7 protein-coding genes are annotated in these 14,274 nt (G+C 65.3%); 6 read left to right on the top strand and 1 reads right to left on the bottom strand.

Going from position 1 to position 14,274, the window contains the following annotated elements; translation table 11 throughout:
• Window positions 1-42: 42 nt before the first annotated feature.
• Entirely contained in the window at window positions 43-3,057 is a 3,015-nt protein-coding gene (locus ASE58_RS03885; protein WP_055817962.1) for a TonB-dependent receptor plug domain-containing protein, read from the top strand.
• 472 nt (window positions 3,058-3,529) lie between these two features.
• Window positions 3,530-6,469, top strand: coding sequence for a TonB-dependent receptor plug domain-containing protein (locus tag ASE58_RS03880; RefSeq protein ID WP_055817960.1), 2,940 nt, complete (start codon window positions 3,530-3,532; stop codon window positions 6,467-6,469).
• Between the two features lie 61 nt (window positions 6,470-6,530).
• On the opposite strand, the gene clpB is transcribed toward ASE58_RS03880, so the two are convergent.
• On the bottom strand, window positions 6,531-9,107 hold the full coding sequence (gene clpB / locus ASE58_RS03875) for an ATP-dependent chaperone ClpB (protein WP_055817958.1): 2,577 nt from the start codon (window positions 9,105-9,107) through the stop codon (window positions 6,531-6,533).
• 98 nt (window positions 9,108-9,205) lie between these two features.
• Here clpB and ASE58_RS03870 point away from each other — a divergent pair, with 98 nt between their 5' ends.
• The 4 genes from ASE58_RS03870 to ASE58_RS18260 all read left to right on the top strand — a co-directional run bounded on the left by ASE58_RS03870 (window position 9,206) and on the right by ASE58_RS18260 (window position 14,264).
• Window positions 9,206-10,399, top strand: a complete 1,194-nt coding sequence (locus ASE58_RS03870) for an MBL fold metallo-hydrolase (protein ID WP_055817956.1) — start codon at window positions 9,206-9,208, stop codon at window positions 10,397-10,399.
• A gap of 67 nt (window positions 10,400-10,466) precedes the next feature.
• Window positions 10,467-11,627, top strand: coding sequence for an acyl-CoA dehydrogenase family protein (locus tag ASE58_RS03865; protein ID WP_055817953.1), 1,161 nt, complete (start codon window positions 10,467-10,469; stop codon window positions 11,625-11,627).
• On the top strand, window positions 11,624-13,219 hold the full coding sequence (locus ASE58_RS03860; RefSeq protein WP_055817951.1) for a carboxyl transferase domain-containing protein: 1,596 nt from the start codon (window positions 11,624-11,626) through the stop codon (window positions 13,217-13,219). Before ASE58_RS03865 ends, ASE58_RS03860 begins: the two co-directional genes overlap by 4 nt.
• A gap of 133 nt (window positions 13,220-13,352) precedes the next feature.
• Window positions 13,353-14,264 carry a DUF3088 domain-containing protein gene (locus ASE58_RS18260; protein ID WP_235513481.1) on the top strand — a complete coding sequence of 304 codons (912 nt, stop codon included), beginning with the start codon at window positions 13,353-13,355 and terminating at the stop codon, window positions 14,262-14,264.
• Window positions 14,265-14,274 lie beyond the last annotated feature (10 nt).

The raw sequence follows: 14,274 nt of genomic DNA, 5'->3' as shown, positions 1-14,274 counted from the left end.
GCTGTAAGTACTTGCAAAAGTGCAATAAAAGGGCGTTACCATATGATTTCGACGATGATGCGTGCGGTATTGCGGAACGGAGCGGCCGTTTCGGCCGTGGCGATCGGCATGATGGCCGTACCGGCGGCCGCCCAGGACACCGCCGTCCCCTCGACCACCACGACCACCGCCCAGAGCGACGACGAGACGATCGTCGTCACCGGTTCGCTGCTGCGTCGCGCCGATAAGGAAACGCCGTCGCCGGTGACCGTCGTGACGACCGAGAGCCTCGATCGCCGCGGTCTCGCCACGATCCAGGACGGCCTGCAGACGCTGTCGTCGAACAACGGTCCTGCGCTGACCAACTCGTTCACCGCGAACGGCGCGTTTGCCGGCGGTGCGTCGGCCGTGTCGCTGCGCGGCCTGTCGTCGAACTCGACGCTGGTGTTGTTCGACGGCCTGCGCGGTGCCTATTACCCGCTCGCCGATGACGGCACGCGCAACTTCGTCGATCTGAACACCATCCCCGACGACATCGTGCAGGAAGTCCAGGTTCTGCGCGACGGTGCATCGTCGCTCTACGGCGCGGACGCGGTTGCGGGCGTCGTCAACATCATCACCAAGAAGCAGTTCAAGGGCGTCGGCGGCCGTGCGGAAGCCGGCATTTCCGAACGTGGCGACGCCAGCCAGTATCGTCTCTCGCTGACCGCCGGCACCGGCGATATCGCGGAAAACGGCTTCAACATCTACGGCAGCGGCTTCTACTACCGCTCGGAAGCGCTGCGCGCCGCCAACCGTCGCTATCCGTACAACACCGACGATCTGCGTCAGGTGTGCTATGAGGGGAATTGCGGCGCGAACGGCGTCCTGAACGGCACCGAAGCCGACGGCAACACCGGCGGGTTTGAAATCACCACCCCGTTCGCGGTGCGTCCGCGCAACGCGCTGACCGGTGCTGCAGTCACGGGCCTGTCGAGCCGCTATCAGTATCTCAACGGCTGCCAGGGCCTGCCGACCGCCCAGCTGAGCGCTGCCGAACTGGCACTGCCGCAGAATGCCGCCGCTCCGGCGAACGGCGTCGTTTGCCAGGAAGACATCACGCAGCTGTACGGCAACATCGCCCCGCGTATCGAACGCTTCGGCGGTTCGGCCTGCGCCACCGCCCGCATCGGCGACAATGGCGAAGCGTACGGCGAATTCAACTTCCTGCAGACCAACACCTTCTACCAGGGTCTGCCCGCCACGATCCGCGGCAACGCGCCGGCCGGCTTCTACTTCCCGCGCTACAGCACGTCGGCGAACATCGCCGCCTATGGCAACAACACGATCCTGCAGCTCCCGGTCTACATCTGCGCATCGGGCGTCAACTGCGCGACGGCAGCCGATCGTCAGCTGAACCCGAACAACCCGTATGCGGCCCAGGGCAACACGGCGGCGATCATCGGGCGCATTCCGAACCTGCGCGAGCAGAACGAGACCCGCACCCGTGCCTATCGTGCGGCGATCGGCGTCACCGGCGACATCACCGACAAGGTGAGCTACAATGTCGGCGCGACGGCGATGCACATCGACCTGCAGACCCGCGCGAACGGCTATGTCCGCATTCAGAACCTGCTGAACGCGGTCAACACCGGCAGCTACAACTTCATCAACCCGCTGGCGAACAGCCAGACGGTGCTGGACCAGATCGCGCCGGAGAACGTCAACAACGCGACCTCGGACCTGTATCAGGCACAGGCCAGCGTCCAGACGTCGCTGTTCGACCTGCCCGGCGGCCCGCTCGCCATCGGTGTCGGCACCGCGATCCGCTACGAAGCGGTCGATGCGCCCAGCGCCAACAGCGACATCAACGGCCCGACCCAGCGGTATTTCCGCCTGAACGGCTTCGCGGCCAAGGGTAACCGCACCGTCTATTCGGCCTATGCCGAACTCGAAGCGCCGATCGTCGATCAGTTCCTGGTCAACGCATCGGGCCGGTACGACAAGTATTCGAGCGGCCAGGACAATTTCTCGCCGAAGATCGGTGCGAAGTTCACCCCGTTCCGTCAGCTCGTGATCCGCGGTACCTGGTCGAAGGGCTTCCGTATCCCGTCGTTCGGCGAGGCCAATGCGACCTTCCCGACCACCGGCTATGTCAGCGCGACCCAAGGCATCTACAACGACGCGTTCCTGTCGCAATATGGCTGCTCGCTGGCGACCTATACCCGTTGCCCGTCGTACATCTCGGCGGCGACCTATGGTCAGACCAGCATCTCGAACCCGGACCTGAAGGCAGAGAAGTCGCGCAGCTACACTGCCGGCATCCTGTTCGAACCGATCCGCAACGTGTCGTTCACGGTCGATTATTATAACATCAAGAAGACCGACGCGATCACGACCGCGAACAACGCTCCGGCCATTGCCGCCTATTATGCGGGCCAGGCGATCCCGGCCGGCTACACGGTCATCGCGGACGCGGTGGACATCAACAACCCGAACGCCCGTCCGCGTATCGCATTCGTGCAGTCGCCGTTCATCAACGCCAACACGATCAAGTCGGAAGGCATCGATTTCGGGATCAACGCCAACCATCGCTTCAACGACGACCTGAAGATTTCGAGCAACCTCGAAGCCAGCTACATCCTCGAGCTGAGCACGACGTTCCCGGATGGTTCGAAGGAGCGGTACGAAGGCACGCTCGGCAACTACAACCTGACCGCCGGTTCGGGCACCCCGCAGTGGCGCGGTACCTGGTTGAACACCGTCGAGTTCCGCGACGTGCTGGTCAGCGCGACCGTCAACTATTTCGACGGTTACGACCTGTCGGCCGAGGACCAGACCGGTCCGGGCACCGCGGGCGATTGCGGCCTGTCGGATGGCACCATCCCCTGCAAGGTGAAGGATTACATCACCGTCGACCTGAACACCTCGTTCAAGGTCAACGACCGCTTCACCTTCTACGTGAACGCCATCAACCTGTTCGACCGGCTGCCGCCGCTCGACAACGTGACCTACGGCGCGCACCTCTACAACCCGGTGCAGGGTGGCCTCGGCATCCTCGGCCGCTACTTCCGCGCGGGCGTGAAGGTCGGCCTCTAACCATCGGCCTTGCTGAAACGAAACTAGGGGCGGCTCCATCCGGAGCCGCCCCTTTTTTTGTGTCGTCAAACGGCAGGTCGATCGCGGGGAGGGTGCTGCAATGCATCCGACACCAGGCCGCCGATGATGCTTCACGACTATTGCCGGACGATTGACCGACTAGTTTCCGTTATACTGATATACATGAGTATGACTGTAATACAGGCTATCAGTACATATCGATAAACAAGTATATGGGCCGACTATTATCCCGTTATAATATAACTATATCGAAAAAAAACGAAATAACTCAATTGTTTGGTTTTAGTGGTAGTCATTTAGGTGTCTTGGTGGCGACTGTTACTAAAATGACACGCGCCTTTTGTTTTCGAAATCACGATACTTTAAGGGAATTGCTTCCAAATATTTGCCGCCCTTAGTTTCGTCATGTTGCACCGTCGTTACGGTGCAGCGGGGAAAACAAGGGGCCAATATGAAATTGAACGCACGCAGCGCTCTGCTGGCATCGACGTTGTTGTTCGGTATGGCGACGCCCGCAATGGCGCAGGTTGCGCAGGGCGCCGCTGATCCGTCGACCGACGACTCCGCGCAGGAAATCACCGTCACCGGTTCGCGCATCGCCCGTCCCGATCTCGACGCGCCCAGCCCGGTCACGACCGTCACTGCCGAACAGTTCAATCTGACCGGCACCGTCACCGTCGAAACGCTGCTGAACGAACTGCCCCAGCTGATTCCGGGCAATACCCGCGTGTCGAACAACCAGGGTGGTGAGAGCTTCTCGACCCTCGATCTCCGTGGTCTTGGACCGCAGCGCACCTTGATCCTGATCGACGGTGAACGCGTCCCCGCATCGTCGGCCACCGGCGTCGTTGACATCGGCACCATCCCGACCGGCCTGATCGAGCGCGTCGACGTCGTGACCGGCGGTGCATCGGCGGTATACGGTTCGGACGCGATCGCGGGCGTCGTCAATTTCGTTCTGAAGGACAAGTACGAAGGGGCCGAACTGTCGGCCCAGTACGGCATCAACGAACAGGGTGACGGCGCGACCTTCAACATCCAAGGGTTGCTGGGTGGCAATTTCAACGACGGTCGCGGTAACCTGACCGTTTCTGGCAGCTACTATACCCGTGAGGCGATCGGGCAGGGCGACCGCCGGATCACGTCGCCTGCATCGGTGCTGATCTACAACGACGCCGGCACAGATTCCGAAGATGATGATCGCATTCGTGTCGGGCGGCCATTGGAACTGATCTCGGGGGCCAACAACGATTCCCTGTACGCTGCGGGTGGCTCGGGCACGCCGCCCTGGGGTCAGGTGTCGAACAATGCCGCCAATCCGTTCCGCAACCTGGCGACCTTGTTGCCGGGCACCTTCGCCGCGGCGAACACCGATTGTAACCCGGCGACGGCCGGCGTTGCCGTCAACGGCGGTACGCTGTCGTTCAACAGCAACGGGCAGCTCAGCCCCTATTTCGGCAGCGGCCTGTGCGCCTATGCCGACCGGGCGTCGGGTTCCAGCCGGTACAATTTCAATCCGGCCAATCTTCTGCAGACGCCCTATGAGCGCCTGATCCTGACGTCGACGGCCCGTTATGAAATCACCGACAACATTCAGTTGAAGGTGTTGGCGAACTACGCCGATACCTCGCAGACGGTGAACCTCGCGCCGACGCCGGCGACCGGCATCTCGGTGCCGTATAACAGCTCGCTGCTGCCGGCAGATCTGCGCATCGCGTTGGCCAGCCGTGCCAACCCGACTGCGCCGTTCACCTATGCGCGCCGCTTCAGCGAAACCGGTCCCCGCGTCGGCATCTACGATTCGAAGACCTTCACGATCCGCAGCACGCTGTCGGGCAAGCTTAGCGAAGACTGGAACTGGGACGCGACGCTCAGCTACGGCAAGGTCGATGCGCTGGCGACTTCGCTCGGCAACATCAATCGTACGGCGGTGGCACAGGGCCTGAACGGTTGCCCGGTCGGATCGCTGCCGGGCTGCGTACCCGTCAACATTTTCGGGGCCAACACGCTGACCCCCGCGATGCTGTCGTTCGTGCGCATCGACACCAAAGAATCGCGCCAGTTTGAACAGGTGCGTGCGGCGGCCAACGTGTCGGGTTCGCTGTTCAAGCTGCCGTACGGCGACGTGCAGATCGCTCTCGGCGGCGAAGTCCGCACCGATCGCGGATCGATCAACGTCGACGATGCGCAGCGCACCGGCAACATCTACGGCTTCAACGCCGTGCAGAGCCAGGGCGGTTCGATCAATGTGAAGGAAGGATACGGCGAAATCCGTGTCCCGCTGCTCGCGGAAATCCCCTTCTTCCACGACCTGTCGGTGGAAGCGGGTGCGCGCTATTCGGACTATTCGACCATCGGCACGCTGTTCAACTGGAAGGCCGGCGCGCAGTGGGCGCCGATCAACTGGATGCGATTCCGCGGTATCTATAACAAGGCAGCGCGCGCTCCCTCGATCGTCGAACTGTTCCAGAACGGCGACCAGGGCTTTCCGAGCTATGTCGACCCCTGCAACGCCGGCGCGAGCCGCACCGCGCAGGCATTGGCAATCTGTTCGGCCCAGACCCCGGCATTCGCGGCGGCAGGCGGCTACACCGGCTTCCTGCAGAACAACAGCCAGGTCGAAGCGTTTGCGTTCGGCAACCCGAACATCTCGGAAGAAAAGGCCGAAACCTACACGGCGGGCGCGGTCCTGACGCCGAAGATCGGGTTCGGTACGCTGTCGCTGACCGTCGATTACTACAACATCAAGATCGAGAACCTGATTACCACGCTCGGTGCCGGGTTCTTCATCAACCAGTGCTATGTCCAGAACGTCTCGACGGCCTGCGACCGCATCCGCCGCAACACCGGCACCGGTCAGATCGACGCGATCAACACCGCCACCGGTAACCAGGGCACGCGCCGCACCAACGGTATCGACGCGGCCGCCAATCTGATCCTCCCGCTGGATCAGTTCGGCTTCGGCGGCAAGCTGCGCTTCCAGGAAGTCTTCACCTGGACCAACAGCTACAAGCTCGATGACACCGAATTCGCCGGCAAGTCGTCGGGTGGCAATGGTGGTGCTATCCCGGCGTACAAGTCGACGCTGACGGTAGGATACGACCTTGATCGCACCTCGATCCAGGGCCGCTGGAATTTCGTCTCGCGCGTCGAGGAAGACTTTGGCCTGCCGGTCAACCCGGTCACGCCGACGCTCAGCTACTACGACCTGACCGTGCGTCAGGGCGTGGGCGAGAAGTTCGACTTCACCTTCATCGTCAACAACCTGCTGAACGCGAAGGCAAAGCGCACGCCGAACGGCTATTTCGATCAGGGTGGCGTCGACACCACCTGGTACGGTCCGATCATCTTCGGTCGGTCGTACACCGTCCAGGCCCGCGCCCGCTTCTAAGCGACGCGGTACTACCGGACGAAATGGGCGGCGGGGGAGCGATCCCCCGCCGCCTTTTCGTTTACGCGACCGTCAGCTCCAGTCGCCCGTCGCCCTCATCGACCCGGACGGTCGAACCGTCGCGGACTTCGCCGCGCAGGATCAGGTCGGCGAGCGGGTCCTGCAGATAGCGCTGGACCGCGCGCTTCAGTGGCCGCGCGCCGTACACCGGGTCGTATCCGACGCGCCCCAGCCACGCCCGCGCGGCGTCGGTCATCTCGACCTTCACCTTGCGATCGGCCAGCAGGCGGCCGACGCGGCCGACCTGGATGTCGACGATCGGGGCCATTTGGTCCGCCGCCAGCCGGTGGAACAGGATGATCTCGTCCAGCCGGTTGAGGAATTCGGGCCGGAAATGCGCCCGCACCACGTCCATCACCTGCGGCTCGACCTCCTCGACGGGCTGTCCATCGGCAAGGTTGGTCAGATATTGCGACCCGAGGTTCGAGGTCAGGATGATGATCGTGTTCGAGAAATCGACCGTCCGCCCCTGTCCATCGGTCAGGCGGCCGTCGTCCAGCACTTGCAGCAGGATGTTGAACACATCGCCATGTGCCTTTTCGACCTCATCGAACAGCACGACCTGATAGGGGCGGCGGCGGACGGCTTCGGTCAGCACGCCGCCTTCCTCATACCCGACATAGCCCGGAGGGGCGCCGATCAGCCGGGCGACCGCGTGCTTTTCCATGAACTCGCTCATGTCGATCCGCACCATCGCGTTGGGATCGTCGAACAGGAACTCGGCCAGCGATTTGGTCAGCTCGGTCTTGCCGACGCCCGTCGGCCCCAGGAACAGGAAGCTGCCCAGCGGCCGGTTCGGGTCCTGCAGGCCGGCGCGCGAGCGGCGCACGGCGGTGGCGACGGCGCGCACGGCATCGGCCTGCCCGATCACCCGCTTGCCCAGCGCCTCCTCCATCGCCAGCAGCTTCTCGCGCTCGCCCTCCAGCATCCGGTCGACCGGGATGCCGGTCCAGCGGCTGACGACGCCGGCGATGTCGTCGGCGGTCACTTCCTCGCGCAGCATCGCGCCCGCCGATGCGCCCGCCGCCTCGGCCAGCTGCTTCTCCAGCGTCGGGATGGTGCCGTAGGTCAGCTCGGACATCTTGGCCAAGTCGCCAGAGCGCTGCGCCTGTTCCAGCGCGACGCGTGCGGTGTCGAGCTGTTCCTTCAGCTTCGCTTCCGATGAAATCTTGTCGCGCTCCGCCTGCCAGCGGGCGGTGAGGCCGGCCAGCTGCTCCTCGAGATTGGCCAGTTCCTCCTCCAGCGTATCGAGCCGGTCGAGGCTGGCGGCATCGCTTTCGCGCCGCAACGCCTCGCGCTCGATCTTCATGCGCAGGATGCGGCGGTCGAGGCTTTCGATCTCCTCGGGCTTGCTCTCCACTTCCATCCGGATGCGGCTGGCGGCCTCGTCCATCAGGTCGATCGCCTTGTCGGGCAGGAAGCGGTCGGTGATGTAGCGGTTGCTGAGCGTCGCCGCCGACACCAGCGCGCCATCGGTGATCCGCACGCCATGGTGCAGCTCGTATTTCTCCTTCAAGCCCCGCAGGATGCTGATCGTGTCCTCGACGGTCGGTTCGCCGACGAACACCGGCTGGAACCGCCGTTGGAGCGCGGGGTCCTTTTCGACATGCTTGCGATATTCGTCGAGCGTGGTCGCGCCGATGCAGTGCAGTTCGCCGCGGGCGAGGGCAGGCTTCAGCAAATTGCCGGCATCCATCGCCCCTTCGGATTTTCCGGCACCGATCAGCGTGTGCATCTCATCGATGAACAGGATGATCTGCCCGTCGGCACCCTTCACCTCGTCGAGCACGCCCTTCAGCCGCTCCTCGAACTCGCCGCGATATTTCGCGCCGGCGATCAGCGACCCCATGTCGAGCGACATCAGCGCGCGGTCCTTCAATCCCTCGGGCACGTCGCCATTGGCGATGCGCAGCGCGAGGCCTTCGGCGATCGCAGTCTTGCCGACGCCCGGTTCACCGATCAGCACCGGATTGTTCTTGGTCCGGCGCGCCAGAATCTGGATCGTGCGGCGGATCTCCTCGTCGCGGCCGATGACCGGATCAAGCTTGCCGTCACGCGCCGCCGCCGTCAGGTCGCGGGCGAATTTCTTCAGCGCATCATAGCGATCCTCCGCCCCGGCGGTGTCGGCGCTGCGCCCGCCACGCAGCTTGTCGATCGCGGCGTTCAGCCCCTGCGGCGTCACCCCGGCGGTGGTCAGCGCCTTGCCCGCCGCACCCGGCGACAGGGTGAGCGCGAGCAGCAGCCGCTCGACCGTGACGAAGCTGTCGCCCGCCTTCGTCGCGATCTGTTCTGCCTGGTCGAGCAGGCGGACGGTATCGTTGTCGAGGCCCGGCGAGGATTGCGCCCCCGATCCCGACACCGCCGGCACCTTGGCCAGCGCGGCATCGGTTTCGGCGTTGGCGCGGCGCGCATCGCCCCCAGCGGCGGCGATCAGGCCCGACGCCATGCCCTGGTCATCGTCGAGCAGGGCCTTCAGGATATGTTCGGGGCTGATCCGCTGGTGATTGTTGCGGATCGCCACCGTCTGCGCGGCCTGCAAAAAGCCTTTCGCGCGGTCGGTGAATTTCTCTAGGTTCATGGGATGCTCCCCTGTGATGTTGTCGGCGATATGGTGTGGTAAATGGGCAACACAAGAGTAGCCTCGCATCGAAAGCGGATGGAAATCGTTCGGGCGTGATGGGGCGTGTCATCAAGGGGCTGGTCTGGACCGGCGTGTGGATCGTCGCGATCCTGTGCCTGGCCGTCACGATCGTGCCCCGCTTCCTCGACCGCCTCTATTATCAGGGGGTGGCCGGCGACCATTTCGACGGCGCGCGCTTCTTCAACCCCGATGGCGAGGATACCACCGCCCCGCCGGGTGGCAGCCGCAGCGGCTATCTGTGGCGACAGGCGACCGGCAATGACGGACGCCCGGCATGGCCGGAGCAGGTGCCGGTCGTCGCCGCGAAACCCGCTGAACTCCTGCCCGTCACCACCCGGCCCGCGCGCGATCCTGCGGCCACGCCGATGCGCGTCACCTGGGTCGGCCACGCGTCGGTGCTGGTGCAGACGCGTGGCCTCAACATCCTGACCGACCCGGTATGGAGCGACCGCGCCGGCCCGTTCGGCTTCGGGCCGAAACGGGTGGCGGCACCCGGCATTGCGCTCGCCGACCTGCCGAAGATCGACCTGATCCTTATCAGCCACAACCATTACGACCATCTCGACCTGTCCACGCTCAAGATGCTGTACGACCGTGACCGCCCGGCAATCGTCACGTCGCTCGGCAATGACGCGATTCTGCGCAGCGCGGGAATGCAGGCGACCGCGCTCGACTGGCGACAGGCGGAGCGGGTCGGCGGGGCGACGGTCCATGTCGTGCGCAACCATCACTGGTCGAGCCGCTGGTTCGTCGATCGCAATCGCGCCTTGTGGTCGGCGTTCGTCGTCGAACTGCCCGGCGGGAACCTGTTCTTCGCCGGCGACACCGGCATGGGCGATGGCAAGTGGGTGCGCGAAGCCGCGGCGCTCGGCCCGATCCGCCTCGCGCTGATCCCCGTCGGCGCGTTCCGATTCCAGCCGGGACAGATGGCCAGCGGCGCGCATATTGGACCGGTCGATGCGCTCGACGTGTTCGGTCGGCTGGGCGCGTCGCGGGGGCTGGCGATCCATTGGGGTACGTTCCGCCTGTCCTATGAAGGCTGGGCCACGCCGCCCAGATTGCTGACCGCTGCCAAGCGTTGTATCGGGCAGAGCGACCGCCGCTTCGGCGCGGTCGCGATCGGTCGCCCGGTCGATATCGCGCCGATGACCGCGCCGCCCGCACCTAGGTTCGACCGCGCCGCGATCCTGCGCTGTCTGGAGACGGGGGAGGGCAACGCCTTGCGCTGACCGCCTGATCCGGCCTAATAGTAACGACAGATACGATCCGGCAGAGACCGGACCATTGGAGAGAGACATGCTCGATTTCGCGCTCGGCGAGATGGCCGATGCCATTCGCGAGACCACGCAGCGCTTCGCCGCCGACCGCATCGCGCCGATCGCGGCGGCGGTCGATGCGGAGGATCGCTTCCCCCTGGAGCTGTGGCCCGAAATGGGCGCGCTCGGCCTGCACGGGATCACCGTCGGCGAAGCGGATGGCGGCCTCGGCCTCGGCTATCTCGAACATGTCGTCGCGTGCGAGGAAGTGGCCCGCGCCTCGGCCTCGGTCGGCCTGTCCTATGGCGCGCATTCCAACCTGTGCATCAACCAGATCGCGCGGTGGGGAAACCCCGAGCAGAAGGCGAAATATCTGCCGAAGCTCATTAGTGGCGAGCATGTCGGGTCGCTCGCCATGTCCGAGGCCGGTGCCGGCTCCGACGTCGTGTCGATGAAGCTGCGCGCCGACAAGGTCGATGGCGGCTGGCGGCTGAACGGCACCAAGTTCTGGATCACCAACGCGCCCTATGCGGCGACGCTGGTCGTCTATGCCAAGACTGCGCCCGATGCGGGATCGAAGGGGATCACCGCCTTCCTGATCGAGCAGGATTTCGCCGGCTTCTCGATCGGCCAGAAGATCGACAAGATGGGCATGCGCGGGTCGCCGACCGCCGAGCTGGTCTTCAACGACTGTTTCGTGCCGGACGAGAACGTCATGGGGCCGTTGAACGGTGGCGTCGGCGTGCTGATGTCGGGCCTCGATTACGAACGCGTCGTGCTGTCGGGTATCCAGCTGGGCATCATGCAGGCGTGCCTCGACACCGTGCTGCCCTACGTTGCCGAGCGCAAGCAGTTCGGCAAGCCGATCGGCGCGTTCCAGCTGATGCAGGGCAAGATCGCCGACATGTCGGTCGCGCTCAATTCCGCCCGTGCGTATGTCTATGCGGTGGCGAAGGCGTGCGACGCCGGCCGCACCACCCGCCACGACGCGGCGGGCGCGATCCTGCTGGCGTCGGAAAATGCGGTGAAGGTCGCCAACGACGCGATCCAGGCGCTGGGCGGGGCGGGCTATACCAAGGACTGGCCGGTCGAACGCTATTTTCGCGATGCGAAGCTGCTCGACATCGGTGCCGGGACCAACGAAGTTCGCCGGATGCTGATCGGTCGTGAATTGCTGTGCGAGGGGACGCGCGCACAATGACGGTGCTGCCGACGCTGGTCGACCGGAACTCGGCCGCCTTCGCCGCCAATGCCGCGCAGAATGCGGCGCTGGCCGACGACCTGCGGCAACGGATCGCCACGACGGCGCTGGGCGGGCCGGAGCGCAGCCGCGAGCGCCATGTCGCGCGCGGCAAGCTGCTCCCGCGCGACCGCATCCACCGCGTCCTCGACGCCGGATCGCCGTTCCTCGAAGTCGGCGCGCTGGCTGCCAATGGCATGTACGGCGACGAGGCTCCGGCGGCGGGCGTCATCGCCGGCGTGGGACAGGTGCATGGCCGGCAGGTGATGATCGTCGCCAACGATCCGACGGTAAAGGGCGGCGCGTACTTCCCGATGACGGTAAAGAAGCATCTCCGCGCGCAGGAGATCGCGACCGAAAACCACCTGCCGTGCATCTACTTGGTCGACAGCGGCGGCGCGAACCTGCCGCATCAGGCGGAGGTGTTTCCCGACCGCGATCATTTCGGCCGCATCTTCTTCAATCAGGCGCAGATGTCGGCGAAGGGCATTCCGCAGATCGCCTGCGTGCTGGGCAGTTGCACCGCCGGCGGTGCCTATGTCCCCGCCATGTCCGACGAAACGGTGATCGTGCGCAACCAGGGCACGATCTTCCTCGCCGGCCCGCCGCTGGTGAAGGCGGCGACGGGCGAGGTCATCACCGCCGAGGAACTGGGCGGGGCCGACACCCATGGCCGCAAGTCGGGCGTGGTCGATCATGTCGCGGAGGACGACGAACAGGCGCTGCTGATCGTCCGCGATATCATTGCTACGCTCCCCCCGCCGCGCCGCGCCGAAATGGCGCTGGCCGAGCCCCGGCCGCCGCTGCACGATCCGGCGGACCTGGCGGGCATCATCCCCACCGATGTCCGCGCGCCGTATGATGTGCGCGAGGTCATCGCCCGGCTGGTCGACGGATCGGAACTGCACGAGTTCAAGCCGCTCTACGGCACGACCCTCGTTTGCGGTTTCGCCCGCATCTGGGGCATGCCGGTCGCGATCCTCGCGAACAACGGCGTGCTGTTTTCGGAGAGTGCGCAAAAGGGCGCGCATTTCATCGAACTCGCCTGCCAGCGCCGCACGCCGCTGTTGTTCCTCCAGAACATCTCGGGCTTCATGGTCGGCGGCAAGTACGAGGCGGAGGGGATCGCCAAGCACGGCGCGAAGCTGGTGACGGCGGTCGCGACGGCGCAGGTGCCCAAGCTGACCGTGCTGATCGGCGGCAGCTTCGGGGCCGGCAATTACGGCATGTGCGGCCGCGCCTATTCCCCGCGCTTCCTGTTCACCTGGCCTAACAGCCGGATTTCGGTGATGGGCGGCGAACAGGCGGCGAGCGTGCTGGCGACCGTCCACCGCGATGCCGACAGCTGGACGCCGGAGCAGGCCGAGGCATTCAAGGCCCCGGTGCGCGACCGCTATGAAGCGGAGGGCAGCCCCTATTACGCCACCGCGCGGCTGTGGGACGACGGCGTGATCCTGCCCGAACAGACCCGCGACGTGCTGGGCCTCGCGCTGTCGACGACGCTGAACGCGCCGATCGCCGACCGGGCGCAGTTCGGCATCTTCCGGATGTGATGGCGGCCCTCCGCATCTCCCTTCTGTATCCCCGCGAAGGCGGGGATCCAGAGCCACGAACGGCGACGTCGGTGACTGGCAACCCTGGACCCCCGCCTGCGCGGGGGTACGTCGGTGGTTGGGGATGGGCGAAATGACCACCATCTCCGGCTTGCCCCCGATCCGCCCGCCCGGCCCGCAGGACGTCGGCGTCACGCCGCCCAAGCCGCAGCCGCCGGCCGTGCCTGCCACCCCGACGTCCGCGCTCGGCATCGATACCGTTGCCTATGACGCGATCGTGGCGATGGTCACCCGCGCCATCGCCAGCCTGCCGCCGGGCATGGCGCTCTCCAGCTTCATCGCCACCGTCGCCCGCGTGACGGCGGAGGTCGAGGCGCAACTCGCCGCGCGTCCGCAGGGCGAGGGGCAGGGGGCATCGCCCACCGCCGCCACCCCTACGCAAACCCACGCCACGCCGCTCCCCGAAGCGGTCGCGCGAGCGCTGACCGCCGCCTTCGCCGCCGATCCCGCCGCCGCGCGCGCCGTTATCGCCGACCCGCTGCAACCCCTGCCGACCCATCCGACAGAGGTCAGCGCCCGCGACCTCGCGCTCGCCGCCGCCGCCCTGATGGGCGGCCGCGTCGATCCCGACCGTCCGACGCCGACCTCCCATCCCCTCGCGACCGATCCCGACCGCGATCCGACCCTCACGGAACAGCCCATGCGCGACCGCCTCTACCTGCTCGATCCGAGCTTCGCCGACCCGGCCTATCCGGATCGAACCTTCTATTGCCGCGACTGCATCACCATCGACGGGCTGCTCGCACGCTTTCCGGACAAGGTGACGATGCTGGACATCATCCGCGTCCCCTATCCCCGCCCGCGCGACGCGGTGATCGCGGTCGTCGGCGAAGCGCACCAGAACCTGCCGCTGCTGGTGCTCAGCGCCAACGCCGATCCGGCGCTGGCCGATGGTCGGCATGACGGCACTTATTTCGTCAGCGATCTGAAGGGCTTGCTTCACGCGCTGCACGTCCGTCACGGCTTTCCGGAGGCGCATCCATGACCCTTTCCTA

Origin of the sequence: Sphingomonas sp. Leaf9 (assembly GCF_001421355.1) — a bacterium.
Lineage (GTDB): Bacteria > Pseudomonadota > Alphaproteobacteria > Sphingomonadales > Sphingomonadaceae > Sphingomonas.
Note: the sequence above shows the minus strand (reverse complement) of the source record. Positions and strands in the feature narration are given on the sequence as shown.

Bases quoted from the DNA above. Each gene is read 5' to 3' on its own strand.
- ASE58_RS03885 (WP_055817962.1), top strand. From the start codon at position 43: ATGATTTCGACGATGATGCGTGCGGTATTGCGGAACGGAGCGGCCGTT.
- ASE58_RS03865 (WP_055817953.1), top strand. From the start codon at position 10,467: ATGCTCGATTTCGCGCTCGGCGAGATGGCCGATGCCATTCGCGAGACC.
- ASE58_RS03860 (WP_055817951.1), top strand. From the start codon at position 11,624: ATGACGGTGCTGCCGACGCTGGTCGACCGGAACTCGGCCGCCTTCGCC.
- ASE58_RS03870 (WP_055817956.1), top strand. From the start codon at position 9,206: ATGGGGCGTGTCATCAAGGGGCTGGTCTGGACCGGCGTGTGGATCGTC.
- ASE58_RS18260 (WP_235513481.1), top strand. From the start codon at position 13,353: ATGACCACCATCTCCGGCTTGCCCCCGATCCGCCCGCCCGGCCCGCAG.
- clpB (WP_055817958.1), bottom strand. From the start codon at position 9,107: ATGAACCTAGAGAAATTCACCGACCGCGCGAAAGGCTTTTTGCAGGCC.
- ASE58_RS03880 (WP_055817960.1), top strand. From the start codon at position 3,530: ATGAAATTGAACGCACGCAGCGCTCTGCTGGCATCGACGTTGTTGTTC.